The following is a 14,886-nucleotide window of genomic DNA, read 5'->3' on the forward strand; positions in this document are numbered from 1 at the left end:
GAACGAACGGACCCGCCCTCAGAGCCGTTCGATGATCGTCACGTTCGCCATGCCCCCGCCCTCGCACATCGTCTGCAGCCCATAGCGCTTGCCGCGCTGCGCGAGCGCGTGGACCAGCGTGGTCATCAGCTTGGTGCCCGAGGCGCCCAGCGGATGGCCCAGCGCGATCGCGCCGCCGTTCACGTTCAGGCGATCGGGGTCCGCGCCCAGTGCCTGCAGCCACGCCAGCGGCACCGGCGCGAAGGCTTCGTTGACCTCGTACAGGTCGATGTCCTCGATCTTCATGCCGGCCTTCTTCAAGGCGCGCTGCGTGGCGGGCAGCGGCGCCTCCAGCATGATCACCGGGTCGTGCCCCATCACGCTCATGTGGTGGATGCGCGCGAGCGGCTCCACGCCCAGCGCCTTGAGCCCGCGCTCGTTGACCACCATCACGCCGCTTGCGCCGTCGCAGATCTGGCTCGCGGTGGCCGCGGTGCAGCGGCCGCCTTCGGCGATCAGCTTCACGCCCGCGATGCTCTCCAGCGTGGCGTCGTAGCGGATGCCTTCGTCGCTGGTGTGCATGTCGCCCGGCTCGGTGCCGTCGTTCAGGCGCGCGGCCACGGGCACGATCTCGGCATCGAACAGGCCCGCCTTCGTCGCCGCGATGGCGTTGCGGTGGCTGCGCAGCGCGTAGGCATCGAGTTCGGCTTTCTCGAGGCCGTAGTTCTTGGCGATCATCTCGGCGCCGGTGAACTGGCTGAACTGGATGTCGGGGTAGCGCTTCTGCATCAGCGGGCTCACGTAGAAGCCCAGGCCGTTCTTCATCGGCAGGATGTTCGGCGTGCCCATGGGCACGCGCGTCATGCTCTCGACGCCGGCGGCGATCACGATGTCCATGCTGCCCGACATCACGGCCTGCGCCGCGAAATGCAGCGCCTGCTGCGACGAGCCGCACTGCCGGTCGACCGAGGTGGCCGGCACCGACTCGGGCAGCTGCGAGGCCAGCACCGCATTGCGCGCGATGTTCGAGGCCTGCTCGCCGACCTGGCCGACGCAGCCCATGATGACATCCTCGACCAGCGCGGGATCGATCTCGGTGCGCGCTACCAGCGCATCGAGCACCTGAGCGGCGAGGTCGGCGGGGTGCCAGCCGGACAGGCGGCCGTTGCGGCGGCCGCCTGCGGTGCGGGCGGCGGCGACGATATAGGCTTCGGGCATTCGGGTCTCCAGTTGTTGGTTTGCGAAAAGATTGTCTTACCGCGGCGCCATGCGAATGGCACCGTCCAGCCGCACGCTCTCGCCGTTGAAGTAGCCGTTGGTGATCATCAGCTCGGCCAGCGTCGCGTACTCCGCCGGATTGCCGAGGCGCTTGGGAAACGGCACCGACGCCGCCAGCGCCGCCTTCACGTTGTCGGGCGCACCCTGCAGCAGCGGCGTGTCGAAGATGCCCGGCAGGATCGTGTTCACGCGGATGCCCTCGCTCATCAGGTCGCGCGCAATGGGCAGCGTCATGCCGACGATGCCGGCCTTCGACGCGGTGTAGGCCGCCTGCCCCATCTGCCCGTCCTGCGCCGCCACCGAGGCGGTGTTGACGATGGCGCCGCGCTCGCCGTCCTGCAGCATGTCGAGCGTGAGCATGCCGGCCGCCGACTTGGCGATGCAGCGGAAGGTGCCCACGAGGTTGATCTGGATGATGCGGTCGAAGTTGGCGAGCGGAAAGTGCTTGATCTCGCCCGTGGACTTGTCGCGGCTCGCGGTCTTCACCGCGTTGCCGGTGCCCGCGCAGTTGACCAGCACCCGCTCCTGTCCGTGCGTGGCGCGGGCCTTGGCGAAGGCCGCGTCGACCTGCTCTTCGGAGGTGACGTCAACCTTGCAGAACACGCCGCCCAGTTCCCTGGCGAGCGCTTCGCCTTGTTCCGCGTTGAGGTCGAACAGCGCGACCTTCACGCCGTGGCTGGCCAGGCGGCGCGCGGTGGCGGCGCCCAGGCCCGAGGCGCCGCCGGTGACGACGGCGGAAATACTGGCATCGAGTTGCATCTTGGCTTGTCTCCGGAAGGTTGTTCGAAAACCAGTTTAGGCAGCAGAATCAACCGCCGGAATCGTCGGAAGCGACGGAATTTCAAGGCGCTCACTCCCCCGTTTGCGATGCCTTCCCCTGCTTCTCCACCGCCCTCTCCCCGGATTCTTGAAACAAAGCTGAACCCGCCGGCGTTCGTGGTCACGCAGGTGCCGCGCACCACCATCGGCGAAGAGGTTGCCGCGGCCGGCGTCAAGCTGGTGCTGGTGCGTGCCCCCGCCGGCTTCGGCAAGACCACGGCGATGGCGCAGATCCGCGAGCGCATGGAGGCGCAAGGCACCGCCACCGCCTGGCTCACGCTGGACCGCGCCGACAACGACGTCTCGCGCTTTCTCAATTGCCTGGCCGAGGCCGCTCAGCGCCTGGGCGTGGAAGAGCCCCGCACCAACGGCCCCTTCGACGCCGTCGCTGCGCTGGCCGCGCACGACGCGCCCTTCACCCTATTCCTGGACGACTTCGAGGTGGTGCAGGAGCCCGCGGTGCTGGGCCTCGTGCGCGAGATCATCGAGCAGCTGCCGCGCCGCGGGCAGATCGTGATCGGCTCGCGCAGCCTGCCCGACCTGGGCCTCGGGCGGCTGCGCGCGCGCGGCCAGCTGATGGAGATCGACACCGACCGCCTGCGCTTCACGCTGGAAGAAACCAGCGCCTTCTTTGGCCTCCGGCAGGCCCATGCCTCACAGGCCTCAAGCTTGCAGACGCTGACGGCCGACCTGCTCTCGCAACTGCACCGCAAAACCGAAGGCTGGGTGGCCGCCATCTGGCTCGCGTCGATGGCGCTGGAGCGGCATGGCACCGACACCGGTTTTGTCGAACGCTTCTCGGGCTCCGACCGCGCGGTGGCCGAGTACCTGGCAGAAGACGTGCTCGCGCACCAGCCCAGGGAGATTCGCGACTTCCTGCTGCGCACCAGCATCCTGCGGCAGCTCGATGCCTCGGTGTGCCAGGCGCTCAACCCGCGCATCGACTGCGCGGCCATCCTGGAGCGGCTGGCCGCGGCCAATCTTTTCCTGACGCCCGTGAGCGGTGACGGCCGCGCGTGGCGCTATCACAGCCTGTTCACCGACTTCCTGCGCGCGCAGCTGGCACGCGAGCAACCCGGCGAGATCGAGCGGCTGCACCTGGCGGCCTCGGGCTGGTACGAATCGCAGGACCGGCCCGTGCCCGCCATCGACCACGCCATCGAAGGCGGCGACCATCCGCATGCGCTGACGCTGCTCGACAGCTACGCGGGGCAGTTTCTCGAACAGGGCCGCATGCGCATGCTCGCGCGCTGGTTCTCGGCCATTCCGGAACACCAGCTGCGCGCGCACCCGTTTCTGCAGCCCATCGCGCTGTGGGCCACCTGCTTCACGCACGGGCCGTGGGAGGCGATGCAGATGCTGGAGCAATCGGGCTGCATCGACAGCGCGATCCCTGAGGTGCAGGCGAGCGCGCACGCGCTGGTGCCGCTGTTGCTGGCCATGCAGGACAAGCACGACGAAGCGTACGAAGCGGGCCGCGCCAGCCTGGCACGCATGCCCACCGGGCTGGCCTTTGCCGACAGCGTGCTGCTCAACGCCATGGCCAACATCCTGGCCGTGCGCGGCGACCAGCGCGAGGCGCAGCGGCTGCTCGATGCCGCGCGGCGGGAACAAGGCAACAGCACCTTCAACCGCATGTACACCGAGTCGCTGGCGGGGCTGTTCGACCTGCATGAAGGCCGGCTGCGCCAGGCGACCGCGCGACTGCGCATGGCGGTCGATACGACGCATGCCGTGTCCTACAACCACAGCCACGGCAACGCGTGGGCCGGCGTGCTGTATGCCGGCGTGGTGTACGAGTCGAACCAGTTGCCGCAGGCGGATCACCTCCTGAACGTGTACCTGCCGCTCGCGCGCGACGTGGGGCTGCCGGACCACATGATCCTGAGCCACGTGATGCGCTCGCGCATCGCGTTCCATGCGGGCGACATCGACGCGGCCGTCCAGGCGCTGACCGAACTCGAATACCTCGGGCACCACCGGCAACTGCCGCGCGTGGTGGCCGGCGCGAAGCTGGAGCGCTCGCGCATGCTGTTGCTGCAGGGCAACGGACCCGCGTCACGCGATGAGTTGCTGCGCGCCGACGAGCCCGGGCAATGGGAGCGCGAGCGCCGCCAGCGGCTGCCCGCCCATGACCTCGACTACCTTGCGCTGGCGAAGGCGCGCTGGGAAATCGCGTTCGGCGATGCGCGCGCCGCGCTGGCGGTGCTCGATGCCGAGCTCCACGCGGCCGTCGCATCGGCGCGCAACCGCCGCGCGCTCAAGCTGCGCCTGCTGCGCGCGATGGCGCTGCAACGCGCGGGCGACATGGCCGCCGCGATCGACGAAATCGGCGCCGTGCTGCAGACCGCGAGCCAGGAAGGCTTCATGCGGCTGATCCTCGACGAGGGGCCGGCTGTTGGCATGCTGGTGCAGCGCTTTGCGAATGCTGCGGTGCAAGAAACTGCGGCTTCCCCTTCGACGCGCGGCGATCCGATCCTTGCGGACTATCTGCAGCGGTTGCTGCAGGCGATGGGGCCGATGTCGGCGGTCGATGCGGAGACGGTGCCGGCCGGCGATGGAATCAAGGAGCCGCTGACGCGCAAGGAGATCCGGGTGCTGCAGTTGCTGGCGGAGGGCTATTCGAACAATGCGATGGCCGAGAAATTGTTCGTGTCGGACAGCACGGTGCGCACGCACCTGCGGAACATCAACATGAAGCTGGATGCGAAGAGCCGGACGCAGGCGGTGGCGATTGCGCGGAGGGTGGGGGTGATTCGGTAATCAGCTGCCCGCACGCCATTACCCTGAATTTCATGGCGGACGCATAGCGTTTTTCTTGCTGTTTTTTCTCAGTTCACACTGACGAAATCGCCACCGCCGAGCTACCCTTCTTACGCGCGGCGTTATGCGGTTTTCGCAATAAAGGCAACTATCCGACCGAAAACCTCGAATACCACGGTCATTAATAATAGTATGCCGGCTTGCTTCGTCACGGCAGCAATCGAAATGCGATTTTTGCTCAAGCAATATCCACGATATGCGAACACCACAATTGGAGAGGTTATAAAAAATGCAACACCTATCCAATACCACAAAGGAATCCGGCAGTGATCTGCCTCCCAGCAACCATTGAGGTATCTACCAGGAAATATTCCCTCCATATTTATTCGGCCCGCAATCGAAATGGCGATGCAGACAGATATCAATCCGCAAAGTCCAAATAGCACAGCATATATAGCTCTTTTCATTTTACTTCCCAGAATAAAATCTCCCTGGAATTAGAAAAATCCGAAAGATCGAAAAGCCAAGAGCTACTGAATCCAAGGGTGAATCGGTAAAAACTCGCCCAGCCTGGAGTCAACCTCGATTTGTTCCATAAATCCACGTGATCGCCCGTTGCCGTTTTCTCACCTTTTCGCAACCAGTAGTCTTTGAAAAAGATTATTCCGGTTCGACCTTTTATTTTGTCCTGCCAATCCTTACCCGTTACGTTTTCGGGCTTCCTCGGTAAGCCACAAAGAGGCTGCAGCGCAAGCCATCCCGCAAGCTCTTGAGCGCGGATTGCCAGTTTTTCGCCTCCCACATTCACGGTCGCTCCCTTGAAGGATTTCATTTTCCCGCCGGCGCCGAGGATGGCCACGCTGACCTTGATGGCACATTGGTCTTCGTACCCTTTTGGCGGCTCACCGGTTTTCGGATCGACATAGGGCGCCTCGTCCGGATAGCTTGCCCATAAATCGGCAAACCTTATCGCCGGCACTTGGACGGTACATATTGACCCATCGAGCAGATTGGTCTGGACATTGAATTCTTGTTTGAGGGCAGAACTCATGCCTGTTCCTCTTCCATTCTTGCCAATGCCTCGTCGCCCCAATAAATCTTATAGGTGTCTGCAAATTCCGTGAAAATTCTTGGCAGATGGCCGTCCTCGTCGACTCGGCCGCTGTATTTTCTCCCATCGGAAACTTCGATGTAATAGGGCAAGCCAGCGATCAACTCGTGACTCAGCCTTACCCTTTCGTCGTATCGAAACTCCGCAATATTTCGCATTGCCATCGCGGCCGCCATGGTGTTCGCTGGCGCAGACTTGGCAATCAACACGGCTCCACAGCCGATAACGTCTCCGTTTCGCGGTCAGCGATGCCCCAATCGGTGATTGTGTCGTCACCAGTGACGATCGGGAAGACGTGCGGCCGGCACCGGGGACAAGTCACCATATCGCCCACGCGGGCGTTTGCCTTTCCATCGGCCTTCGTCATATGCCCTGAGGCACCTACTACAACACCACCATGAGAAGTCATATCTCCCTGATAGATCGTGCCACGAAGTGTTCCGTCTTTTTCATTTGTGCTCCGCCCAATATCGCTCATATTGCTCCTGTAGTGCCGGTTCAAAATATGCATGAAGCTTCGCTCGGATTTGCAAATGTCAGCGGTTCCTAGAATGAAATTCCTGGTCGCTCATCATCCGATGCTTGCCGAGCAATTTTTAGCGTACGTCATTAGGGCAGAAGGGCGCCAAATGATCTGGACGATTCGTGATATGTCACCGGCCATGGCAAAAAAACAGACGGCAACCTCGGCCAAGAAATAATTGGCCTTCTTCATTGTTTAATGAAAATTCGAGCGCAACGACGCTGAGGCTGCGAGGCACGCCAAGCTGCTATTGCAGCCTGTCCAACCTTCAAAAAAAGCATGGATCGGGTGGTGACGCTACGCACGTTGGATGCGCCCCCTTGCTCTACCGCCGCTCCATCACGGCCTCGAACCCCTCGGACTACGGAAATCGGTGATACCGCCACCATTCCGCATTTCATAGCATCCCTGTCAGAACAGCACAGGCGTACGTCGAGCAATGCCCAGAGGTATCCCCAACCCCGCCGCCATGTACGGCATCGCCCCTCGCCCCTGGGGCTACGAGGTCTCGCTCGTGCGTAACGGCACCCGCTATTACAAGCAGTTCGGCAAGGCGAGCTACGGCGGCATTGAACAGGCCCTGGTCCAGGCGCAGGACTGGCGCGATGCCGTGGTGCGCAACGTGCCGCCGGTGGCGCGGCGCACGCGGGCCGAAAAGCTCCGGGCCAACAACACCACGGGCGTTTCAGGCGTCTTCTGCCAGGTCGCCTCCGGCGGCCGGGTGCGGGCGTGGGTCGCCAAGACCTACATCGGGCAGGACGAGATTCTTCGCACCGATTTCCCGGTCGATTCCACGGGCAACGCGGCACTGGCCCTCGCCATCCAGGAGCGCGAGAAGCAGCTCGCCCGCATGTCGGGCCTGGCGCGGCTGCATCCGGCCGAAGAGGCGATCCGCCAGGGCATGACGGTGCAGCCGCCGGGCCCGCGCGCCATCAAGCGCTCCAAGTCCGAGATCACCCGCTGCACCAACTCCAGCGGCGTGAGCGGGGTGCAGTTCAAGATGCCCAATGCGGGCCATCCCGGCTACTGGCTGGCAACGACGTTCACCGCAGGCAAGGGCAGCGTGTGCAAGGCCTTCTCGGTCAAGGAGCACGGCCACGACATGGCCAAGAGCCTCGCCATTGCCGAACGCGCGCGCCAGCTCGCGCAGAAGCTCAAGGATGCCGAGCAGCAACAGTTGCAGCCGCAACCACAGCAACAAAAGCAGTCGCCGCCAGAACTCTCCTTCCAGCACAGGGCCGGCGGCCAGACGGCCCGGCCATGAGGAACCTCAAGCCCCTCCATCAGCTGCTGCGGGTAGCTTCCCATCTGCTCGACCAGGCCGCCACGGAGGTGCACGAGGCGCAGCTGGAGCCGACCTCCGAGAACATCGAGGGCATCGGCCGCGCGCTGCTCGAGGTGATGGAAGTGCAGCGCAGGATCTTCGCGATACGGCCCGAGCTGCGGCCCAAGACGCTCGCCGCGTCCGACCGCGAGGCCGACGCCAACAAGCTCTTCACCCAGTTCATGCTCGAGGCGCTGGAGCTGGAAGACACGGGCAACACCGTGGGCGCGGTGGAGCGCTACACGCGGTTCATCGGCATCTCGCCCTCGTACCACCACCGCGAGATCGCACGCGCCGAGATCCGCCGGCTGACCTGAGCGCGGCATCGGCAGCGGCGCTGCCTCAGAGCGCCCGCGAAATCACCTCTTTCATGATCTCGTTGGTGCCGCCGTAGATGCGCTGCACCCGCGCGTCGGCATACATGCGCGCGACCATGTATTCGCTCATGTAGCCGTAGCCGCCGAAGAGCTGCAGGCATTCGTCCATCACGCGGCCCTGCGCTTCGGTGCCCCAGAGCTTGGCCATGGAGGCGGTGGCGGTGTCGAGCCGGCCGGCCACGAGGTCTTCGACGCAGCGGTCGATGAAGGCGCGGCCCACCTTGATCTGGGTGGCGATCTCGGCAAGCTTGAACTTGGTGTTCTGGAACTCGGCGATCGGCTTGCCGAAGGCCTTGCGGTCGCGCACGTAGTCGAGCGTCGCCTGGTAGGCGCCTTCCATGGCCGCGAGCGCGCTCACGCCGATGATGGTGCGTTCATACGGCAGGTCGCTCATCAACTGGAAGAAGCCCTGGCCCTCCTGGCCGCCGAGCAGCGCATCGGTGGGCACGCGCACGTCGTCGAAGAAGAGCTCGGAAGTGTCCTGCGCCTTCATGCCGATCTTGTCGAGCACGCGGCCGACGCGGAACCCCTTGCAGCCCTCGGTCTCGACGATGAGGATCGAGGTGCCCTTGGCGCCCTGCGCAGGGTCGGTCTTGCACACCACCAGCACCAGGCCGGCGAGGTAGCCGTTGGTGATGAAGGTCTTCGACCCGTTGATGAGGTAGCCGCCGTCCTTTTTCTCGGCGCGGGTGCGCACGCCCTGCAGGTCGGAACCGGCGCCGGGCTCGGTCATGGCGATGGCGCCGACCAGCTCGCCGCTCGCCATGCGGGGCAGATAGCGCTGCTTCTGTTCCTCGGTGCCGTGGTTGAAGACGTAGTGCGCCACGATGGCGTGCACCGAGGTGGCCATGCCGGTCAGGCCGCGGCGCGACATCTCTTCGTACACCACCGCCTCGTGGCGGAAGTCGCCGCCGGCGCCGCCGTAGTCGTCGGGAATGTCGGCGCACAGCAGGCCGAGCGCGCCGGCCTTGCGCCAGACCTCGTGGCCCACGTGGCCGCGCTTGCGGGCTTCTTCGTCGTGCGGGAGCACTTCGGTTTCGACGAAGCGCACCACGTTGTCACGATAGAGATCCAGGTCTTCGTCGCTCCAGGAGCGGCTGAAATCGATGGGCATTGGCGTTGTCCTTTGCAGTTCTGAAAATGTCGCCGGTCAGCCGACGCGGCGCGTCCTGCCGGCCCAGAAGGGCTCGCGCAACTGGAATTTCTGCAGCTTGCCCGCGGCCGAGAGCGGCAGCGCATCGCGAAACTCCACGCTGCGCGGGCACTTGTAGGTGGCGATCTGTTCGCGGCAGTGCGCAATGACGGCCTCGGCCTCCAGCGCCATGCCTTCGCGCCGCACGATCACAGCATGCACGCGCTCGCCCCACTTGTCGTCGGGCACGCCGATCACGGCGCACATCAGCACCTGCGGCAGCTGGGCGATGGCGTTCTCGACCTCGGCCGAATACACGTTCTCGCCGCCGCTCACGATCATGTCCTTCATGCGGTCCACCACGTAGACAAAGCCGTGCGCGTCCATGAAGCCGCCGTCGCCGGTGTGCATCCAGCCGCCTCGCAGCGCAGCCTCGGTTTCCTGCGGCTTGTTCCAGTAGCCCTTCATCACCATCGGCCCGCGCGCGACGATCTCGCCGACCTGGCCGAGGGGCAGTTCGTTGTCGTCGCCATCGACGATGCGGACTTCCGCGATGGCAATGGGCGTGCCGGCCGAGCGCAGCAGGCGCTCGCGGTCGGGCCCGGGCTGGTGGCAGTGCGGGGGCAGCGCAGTGACCACGGGCGAGAGCTCCGTCATGCCGTAGACCTGCGCGAACGCGGTGCGCGGAAAGGCGCGCATGGCCTGGTCGAGCAGCGCCGCGTCGATGGGCGCCGCGCCGTAGGACAGCAGCCGCAGGTGCGAGAGGTCGAACTCCGCGAAGCGCGGATGCTCGATCACGCGCTTGATCATGGTCGGCACCAGGAACATCTCGGTGATGCGCGCCGACTGCAGGGTCTGCAGCACCGCAAGCTCATCGAACATCGGCACCACGTGAATGGGCACCAGCCGCTGCAGGCTCTGCAGCGCGATGCCGCAGCCGGCGATGTGGAACATGGGCGCCGCGACGATGGCCACCGCATCCTGCGTGTCGCGCGGCAATGCGGCGACGGTGCCGAGCGCGTTGATGTACATGCTCCCGTGCGTGAGCATCACGCCCTTGGGCTGGCCGGTGGTACCGCCGGTGTACATGACGGCGGCGAGTTCGTCGGCGCTGTGCGGCGCGTCGTCGATGGGCTCGGCTTCGGCGAGCAGCGCCTCGTAGCCGGCCATGCCTTCGGGCACCACGCCGTCGCCGCAATAGACCACGGTGCGCGGCGAGGTGGAGAGCTGACGCAGCGCGGGCGCCATCGGGGCGAAGAGATCGTCGACCAGCAGGATGCGGGTGTCGCAATCGTCCAGCGAATACGCGACCTCCTTCGGGTTCCAGCGGATGTTGACGGGGTTGATGACCCCGCCGCCCCACCAGGTGCCGAAGAAGTACTCGACGAAGCGGTGCGAGTTGAGGCTCATCATGCCGACGCGGTCGCCGCTCTGCATCCCGAGTTTCTGCAGCACGGCGCCCAGCCGCGCGACGCGGTCGGCGAGTTGGCCGAAGTCCAGGCGCTGGCTGCCGCAGACCACGGCGGTGGCGCGGGCCTTCTCGCGGCGGCCCTTGTGCAGGAGCTGGGTGAGGAACATGGGTATCGTCTCCCTGTTTTTTCAGCTGACCGTGACGGGCACTGTCGTCGCTGCCCATCGGCGCAGCATCGCTTCGCCGTCGTCCTTCGCAATGGCGGGCGGCATCACGGGCGCGGTGCGGCTGAAGCGCGGCGCGGGCGCGGGCTGCACGACGCCGCCGACGTTCGCGAAGGTGCCGCGCGCCACGTTGTGCGGATGTTCGGGCGCCTCGTCCCAGTCGAGCACGGGCGCGAAGCAGGCGTCGCTGCCTTCGAGCAGCACGCACCATTCGTCGCGCGTGCGGGTGCGGAACAGGTCGGCCATGCGCAGCTTGAGCAGCGGCCAGCGGTCGGCGTCCATCTGCGCATCGAAGGCGGTGTCGTCGGCGATGCCGCAGCGCTCGCGCAGCAGCGCATAGAACTGCGGCTCGATGGCGCCCACGGCCACGTACTTGCCGTCGGCGCAGGCGTAGGTGTCGTAGAAGTGCGCGCCGCCGTCGAGCATGTTCTCGCCGCGCTGGTTGCTCCACATGCCGGCCGACTTGAAGCCGTACATCATCGAAGACAGGAGCGCCGCGCCGTCGGTCATCGCCGCATCGACCACCTGCCCCAGGCCCGAGCCCTTGGCTTCGTGCAGCGCGGCGAGGATGCCGAAGGCCAGCAGCATCGCGCCGCCGCCGAAGTCGCCCACGTAGTTGAGCGGCGGCACCGGCGGCTCGCCCGCGCGGCCGATGGCGTGCAGCGCGCCGCTGATGGCGATGTAGTTGATGTCGTGGCCCGCCGCGTGCGAGAGCGGGCCGTGCTGGCCCCAGCCGGTCATGCGGCCGTAGACCAGGCGCGGGTTGCGCGCATGGCATTCGGCGGGGCCCAGGCCCAGCCGCTCCATCACGCCGGGGCGGAAGCCCTCGATGAGCACGTCGGCCTTGGCGATGGCGTCGAGCACGGACGACGCCGCGCCTTCCGCGCGCAGATCGATCTGCAGCGTGCTGCGGCCCCGCGCGAGGATGTCGTGGGGCGCGGTGCGCGTGCCGGGGCGCTCGATGCGAATCACCTCCGCGCCCATGTCGGCGAAGAGCATCGCGCAGAACGGGCCGGGGCCGATGCCCGCCATCTCGATCACCCGAAGGCCTTGCAATGGACCTGCCATGGTCTGTCTCCTGTATGTGGAGGCATCTTGGCCCGGGGGCGGCGGGGGTGCATCGTCCAAAGCGACGAATGCGCCTGTTATCTCCTTCTCTGTCTCCTTCTATATGGAGGCGCGCAATTTCGCCACGCGGCGCAGATGCCAAGCGGGCGGCCCGAACTGGCCTTCGATGAGCGTGGCGCGGCGCACGTAGTGGCCGATGGCCAACTCCTCGGTCATGCCCATGCCGCCGTGCAGCTGCACTGCGCCCTGCCCCACGGCCTTGCAGGCCTTGGCGGCGGCCACCTTGGCGGACGAGACCGCGCGAGCGCGTTCGTCATCGCTCGCGGCGTCGACGATTTCGCCGACGCTCGCGGTGAGCGCCGCGGCCTGCTCCAGCGCCATGTGCATGTCGGCCAGGCGATGCTGCAGCACCTGGAAGCTGGAGATCGGCACGCCGAACTGCTTGCGCTGGCGCACGTAGTCAAGCGTGTCGCGCAGCAGGCGGCGCATGACGCCGACCGATTCGGCGCAGATGGCGAGCGTGGCCTCGTCGAGCGCGCGTTCGATCTGCGGCAGCGCGCCGCCTTCGGTGCCGAGCAGGGATTCGGCGGGCAGCCGCACGTTGTCGAAGGCAATGTCGGCCGCGCGGTTGCCGTCGCGCGTCGGGTAGGCGCGCAGGCGCAGGCCGGGCGTGTCTTTAGGCACTACGAGCAGCGACAGGCCCTGGCCGCTGCGCGCCGAGACGATGAAGTGGCTGGCCCACGGCGCAGCCTGCACCACGGCCTTGAGGCCATCGAGCCGGAAGCCGTCGCCCTCGCGCACCAGCTGCGCCTGCACGTCGGTGCGCTCGTGGCGGCTTTGCGGCTCGCTGTGCGCGAAGGCCAGCACGGCCAGCCCCGCGACGATGCGCGCGAGCAGCGTATCGGTCTGTGCGCCGGGATGGCGCTGCAGCAGGCCGGCGCCGATCACCATCGTCGAGAGATAGGGCTCGGCCGCGAGCGCGCCGCCCAGTGTTTCCATCAGCGCGAGGTGCGCGGCCATGCCCAGGCCCAGGCCACCTTGCGATTCGGGCAGTGCGGCGCCCAGCAGATCGAGTTCGCGCGAGAGGCCCTGCCAGAACGGCGGCGGCGCATCGTCGGCCTTCGCGAGCGCATGCAGGCGCTGTTCGAAGCCGTGGTGGTCGTCGAGGTAGCGCGCGAGGCTGTCGCGCAGCATCGCGAGGGTGTCGTCGGTTTCGGTAGTGAGTGTGCTCATGACAAGGACCTCAGCGGGCCAGCAGGTGGGCCGCGACGATGTTGCGCTGCACCTCGTTGGAGCCGGCGTAGATGGAGGCGGCGCGGTCGTTGAGGTAGGCCGACATCGAGAACACGGCCTCCTCCGGGATCGGCAGTTCGCCCTGCAGCCCGTCGTCCAGCGGCAGGTTGACCGCAGCGTAGTGGCCGGCGATCTCGACGCCGAGTTCGGTCAGCCGCTGGCGCAGCTCGGAGCCGAGCACCTTGCCCATCGAGGGGCGGATGCCGAGCGGCTCTCCGCGGGCCTGCGCACGCAGCGATTGCAGCTCGGTGGCCTCAAGCGCGTCGATGGCGCATTCGGCTTCGGCCAGGCGCAGGGCCAGGTCGTCGGCCTCTTGCGCATCGGTGATCGCATCCGCCGCCGCGTGCAGCCGGCGCAGGCGCGCGCGCAGCATCGGCGTCCACGCGCCGCCGCGCTCGTGCTGCAGCAGGTATTTCGCGATGGTCCAGCCCTGGTTCTCTTCGCCGATGAGTCCCTCGGCGGGCACGCGCACATCGTCGAAGAACACCTGGTTCAGCTCGTGATCGCCCGAGATGCTGATGATCGGCCGGATGGTGATGCCCGGTGCCGGGATGTCGAAGCACAGAAAGCTGATGCCCTGCTGCGGCTTGCCGCCCGAGGCGGTGCGCACCAGGCAGAACATGCGGTTGGCGTACTGCGCGTGGGTGGTCCAGATCTTGGTGCCGTTGATGACGTAGTGGTCGCCATCGCGCACGGCCTTGCATTGCAGCGAGGCCAGATCGGAGCCCGACTGCGGCTCCGAGTAGCCCTGGCACCAGTAGTCCTCACCCGAGCGGATGCCCGGCAGCCACGCGCGCTTCTGCGCCTCGGTGCCGAAGGCGACGATCACCGGCGCGACCATGCCCGGCCCCATGGGCGCGCGCTGCGGCGCGTCGGCCGCGGCCAGCTCGGCTGCGAAAAGGTAGTGCTGCATCGGCGTCCAGCCCGTGCCGCCGTGCTCGACGGGCCAGTGCGGCACGCTCCAGCCGCGCTTGGCCAGGATGCGGTGCCAGCCGTTGCCTTCGGCGTAGTCGCTGAAGATGCCCGAGCAGCGCCGGCCGGCGGCGCGGAGTTCGGGTGTCAGCTCGCGCGAGAGGAAGTCGCGAACCTCGTTCTGGAATGCCGATTCGGCTGCGCTGAGTGTCCAGGCCATGATGGGGTCCCGTTGGAGTGCAGCGGCGAGTGTGCACCCGCGGGGCGTGGCGGTGGCATCGTCGGATCGGACGAACCCTCACCGGTTTCGGTAGTTCGTTCGCACACCCGGGATAGCCCTCTGCGGCGACGTGGGGCAGCCGCGCAGAATCGGCGTCCGGGAGTTGTTCTGTGCGCCAGAGAATGCGCTGCACTCAATGGAGAGCACCATGCCCGCCACCACCACACCCGGTTTCTCGCACGCCAGCGTCGAGCGGCTGTGCGACTACGAATTGCCCGATCCGCCGGCCCCGTCTCTTTCACCCATCGCCCACGACCCCGGGAAGCTCGCGCTGAACTGGTGGCTGTGGATGGATGAGATGAACAAGAGCATGTGGCGCCACTACGATGTGTGGCGGCAGCAGTTCGACCACGCGACCCGGAAGGAGCCAACGCGCGGCGGTTGATGGACCG

15 protein-coding genes are annotated in these 14,886 nt (G+C 66.4%); 5 read left to right on the forward strand and 10 right to left on the reverse strand.

Annotated features, from left to right (window positions below; translation table 11 throughout):
• Nucleotides 1–18: 18 nt before the first annotated feature.
• Entirely contained in the window at nt 19–1,197 is a 1,179-nt protein-coding gene (locus M2282_RS23320; RefSeq protein WP_280811147.1) for an acetyl-CoA C-acetyltransferase, read from the reverse strand.
• A gap of 36 nt (nt 1,198–1,233) precedes the next feature.
• A complete protein-coding gene (locus M2282_RS23325) occupies nt 1,234–2,016 on the reverse strand; it encodes an SDR family NAD(P)-dependent oxidoreductase (RefSeq protein WP_280811148.1) in 783 nt (260 codons plus the stop codon).
• A 108-nt stretch (nt 2,017–2,124) separates the two neighbouring features.
• Here M2282_RS23325 and M2282_RS23330 point away from each other — a divergent pair, with 108 nt between their 5' ends.
• Nucleotides 2,125–4,839 carry a LuxR C-terminal-related transcriptional regulator gene (locus M2282_RS23330; protein ID WP_280811149.1) on the forward strand — a complete coding sequence of 905 codons (2,715 nt, stop codon included), beginning with the start codon at nt 2,125–2,127 and terminating at the stop codon, nt 4,837–4,839.
• A 463-nt stretch (nt 4,840–5,302) separates the two neighbouring features.
• Here the strand turns inward: M2282_RS23330 and M2282_RS23335 are convergent, their stop codons facing one another.
• From M2282_RS23335 to M2282_RS31065, 3 genes are read right to left on the reverse strand one after another with little or no spacing between them, the layout of a single operon-like run.
• Nucleotides 5,303–5,890 (reverse strand): type VI secretion system amidase effector protein Tae4, encoded by a 588-nt coding sequence (locus M2282_RS23335; protein WP_280811150.1) that lies wholly within the window; start codon nt 5,888–5,890, stop codon nt 5,303–5,305.
• Nucleotides 5,887–6,156 carry a hypothetical protein gene (locus M2282_RS23340; RefSeq protein WP_280811151.1) on the reverse strand — a complete coding sequence of 90 codons (270 nt, stop codon included), beginning with the start codon at nt 6,154–6,156 and terminating at the stop codon, nt 5,887–5,889. The genes M2282_RS23335 and M2282_RS23340 overlap by 4 nt, the downstream gene beginning before the upstream one ends.
• On the reverse strand, nt 6,153–6,461 hold the full coding sequence (locus tag M2282_RS31065; RefSeq protein WP_348541745.1) for a PAAR domain-containing protein: 309 nt from the start codon (nt 6,459–6,461) through the stop codon (nt 6,153–6,155). Before M2282_RS31065 ends, M2282_RS23340 begins: the two co-directional genes overlap by 4 nt.
• On the opposite strand from M2282_RS31065, the gene M2282_RS23350 reads away from it, so the two are divergent.
• The 3 genes from M2282_RS23350 to M2282_RS23360 all read left to right on the forward strand — a co-directional run bounded on the left by M2282_RS23350 (nt 6,460) and on the right by M2282_RS23360 (nt 8,114).
• Complete coding sequence (locus tag M2282_RS23350) at nt 6,460–6,651, forward strand: hypothetical protein (protein ID WP_280811152.1); 192 nt, start codon at nt 6,460–6,462, stop codon at nt 6,649–6,651. The two genes, M2282_RS31065 and M2282_RS23350, sit on opposite strands and share 2 nt — an antisense overlap.
• A gap of 261 nt (nt 6,652–6,912) precedes the next feature.
• Nucleotides 6,913–7,737: an AP2 domain-containing protein gene (locus M2282_RS23355; RefSeq protein WP_280811153.1), complete on the forward strand. Its 825-nt coding sequence runs from the start codon at nt 6,913–6,915 to the stop codon at nt 7,735–7,737.
• Nucleotides 7,734–8,114 carry a hypothetical protein gene (locus M2282_RS23360; protein WP_280811154.1) on the forward strand — a complete coding sequence of 127 codons (381 nt, stop codon included), beginning with the start codon at nt 7,734–7,736 and terminating at the stop codon, nt 8,112–8,114. Before M2282_RS23355 ends, M2282_RS23360 begins: the two co-directional genes overlap by 4 nt.
• A gap of 25 nt (nt 8,115–8,139) precedes the next feature.
• Here the strand turns inward: M2282_RS23360 and M2282_RS23365 are convergent, their stop codons facing one another.
• The 5 genes from M2282_RS23365 to M2282_RS23385 form a co-directional block, all read right to left on the reverse strand.
• Nucleotides 8,140–9,288, reverse strand: a complete 1,149-nt coding sequence (locus tag M2282_RS23365) for an acyl-CoA dehydrogenase family protein (protein WP_280811155.1) — start codon at nt 9,286–9,288, stop codon at nt 8,140–8,142.
• Nucleotides 9,289–9,324: 36 nt separating this feature from the next.
• Nucleotides 9,325–10,884, reverse strand: a complete 1,560-nt coding sequence (locus M2282_RS23370; protein ID WP_280811156.1) for a long-chain-fatty-acid--CoA ligase — start codon at nt 10,882–10,884, stop codon at nt 9,325–9,327.
• A gap of 21 nt (nt 10,885–10,905) precedes the next feature.
• Entirely contained in the window at nt 10,906–12,009 is a 1,104-nt protein-coding gene (locus M2282_RS23375; RefSeq protein ID WP_280811157.1) for a CaiB/BaiF CoA transferase family protein, read from the reverse strand.
• Between the two features lie 99 nt (nt 12,010–12,108).
• A complete protein-coding gene (locus tag M2282_RS23380) occupies nt 12,109–13,242 on the reverse strand; it encodes an acyl-CoA dehydrogenase family protein (protein ID WP_280811158.1) in 1,134 nt (377 codons plus the stop codon).
• A 10-nt stretch (nt 13,243–13,252) separates the two neighbouring features.
• Complete coding sequence (locus tag M2282_RS23385) at nt 13,253–14,434, reverse strand: acyl-CoA dehydrogenase family protein (protein ID WP_280811159.1); 1,182 nt, start codon at nt 14,432–14,434, stop codon at nt 13,253–13,255.
• A 208-nt stretch (nt 14,435–14,642) separates the two neighbouring features.
• Here M2282_RS23385 and M2282_RS23390 point away from each other — a divergent pair, with 208 nt between their 5' ends.
• Nucleotides 14,643–14,879 (forward strand): hypothetical protein, encoded by a 237-nt coding sequence (locus M2282_RS23390; RefSeq protein ID WP_280811160.1) that lies wholly within the window; start codon nt 14,643–14,645, stop codon nt 14,877–14,879.
• Nucleotides 14,880–14,886: the final 7 nt, after the last annotated feature.

This window comes from Variovorax boronicumulans (genome assembly GCF_029892485.1).
Classification (GTDB): domain Bacteria; phylum Pseudomonadota; class Gammaproteobacteria; order Burkholderiales; family Burkholderiaceae_C; genus Variovorax; species Variovorax boronicumulans_B.

Bases quoted from the DNA above. Each gene is read 5' to 3' on its own strand.
- M2282_RS23320 (WP_280811147.1), bottom strand. From the start codon at position 1,197: ATGCCCGAAGCCTATATCGTCGCCGCCGCCCGCACCGCAGGCGGCCGC.
- M2282_RS23325 (WP_280811148.1), bottom strand. From the start codon at position 2,016: ATGCAACTCGATGCCAGTATTTCCGCCGTCGTCACCGGCGGCGCCTCG.
- M2282_RS23330 (WP_280811149.1), top strand. From the start codon at position 2,125: ATGCCTTCCCCTGCTTCTCCACCGCCCTCTCCCCGGATTCTTGAAACA.
- M2282_RS23335 (WP_280811150.1), bottom strand. From the start codon at position 5,890: ATGAGTTCTGCCCTCAAACAAGAATTCAATGTCCAGACCAATCTGCTC.
- M2282_RS23350 (WP_280811152.1), top strand. From the start codon at position 6,460: ATGAAGCTTCGCTCGGATTTGCAAATGTCAGCGGTTCCTAGAATGAAA.
- M2282_RS31065 (WP_348541745.1), bottom strand. From the start codon at position 6,461: ATGCATATTTTGAACCGGCACTACAGGAGCAATATGAGCGATATTGGG.
- M2282_RS23355 (WP_280811153.1), top strand. From the start codon at position 6,913: ATGCCCAGAGGTATCCCCAACCCCGCCGCCATGTACGGCATCGCCCCT.
- M2282_RS23360 (WP_280811154.1), top strand. From the start codon at position 7,734: ATGAGGAACCTCAAGCCCCTCCATCAGCTGCTGCGGGTAGCTTCCCAT.
- M2282_RS23365 (WP_280811155.1), bottom strand. From the start codon at position 9,288: ATGCCCATCGATTTCAGCCGCTCCTGGAGCGACGAAGACCTGGATCTC.
- M2282_RS23370 (WP_280811156.1), bottom strand. From the start codon at position 10,884: ATGTTCCTCACCCAGCTCCTGCACAAGGGCCGCCGCGAGAAGGCCCGC.
- M2282_RS23375 (WP_280811157.1), bottom strand. From the start codon at position 12,009: ATGGCAGGTCCATTGCAAGGCCTTCGGGTGATCGAGATGGCGGGCATC.
- M2282_RS23380 (WP_280811158.1), bottom strand. From the start codon at position 13,242: ATGAGCACACTCACTACCGAAACCGACGACACCCTCGCGATGCTGCGC.
- M2282_RS23385 (WP_280811159.1), bottom strand. From the start codon at position 14,434: ATGGCCTGGACACTCAGCGCAGCCGAATCGGCATTCCAGAACGAGGTT.
- M2282_RS23390 (WP_280811160.1), top strand. From the start codon at position 14,643: ATGCCCGCCACCACCACACCCGGTTTCTCGCACGCCAGCGTCGAGCGG.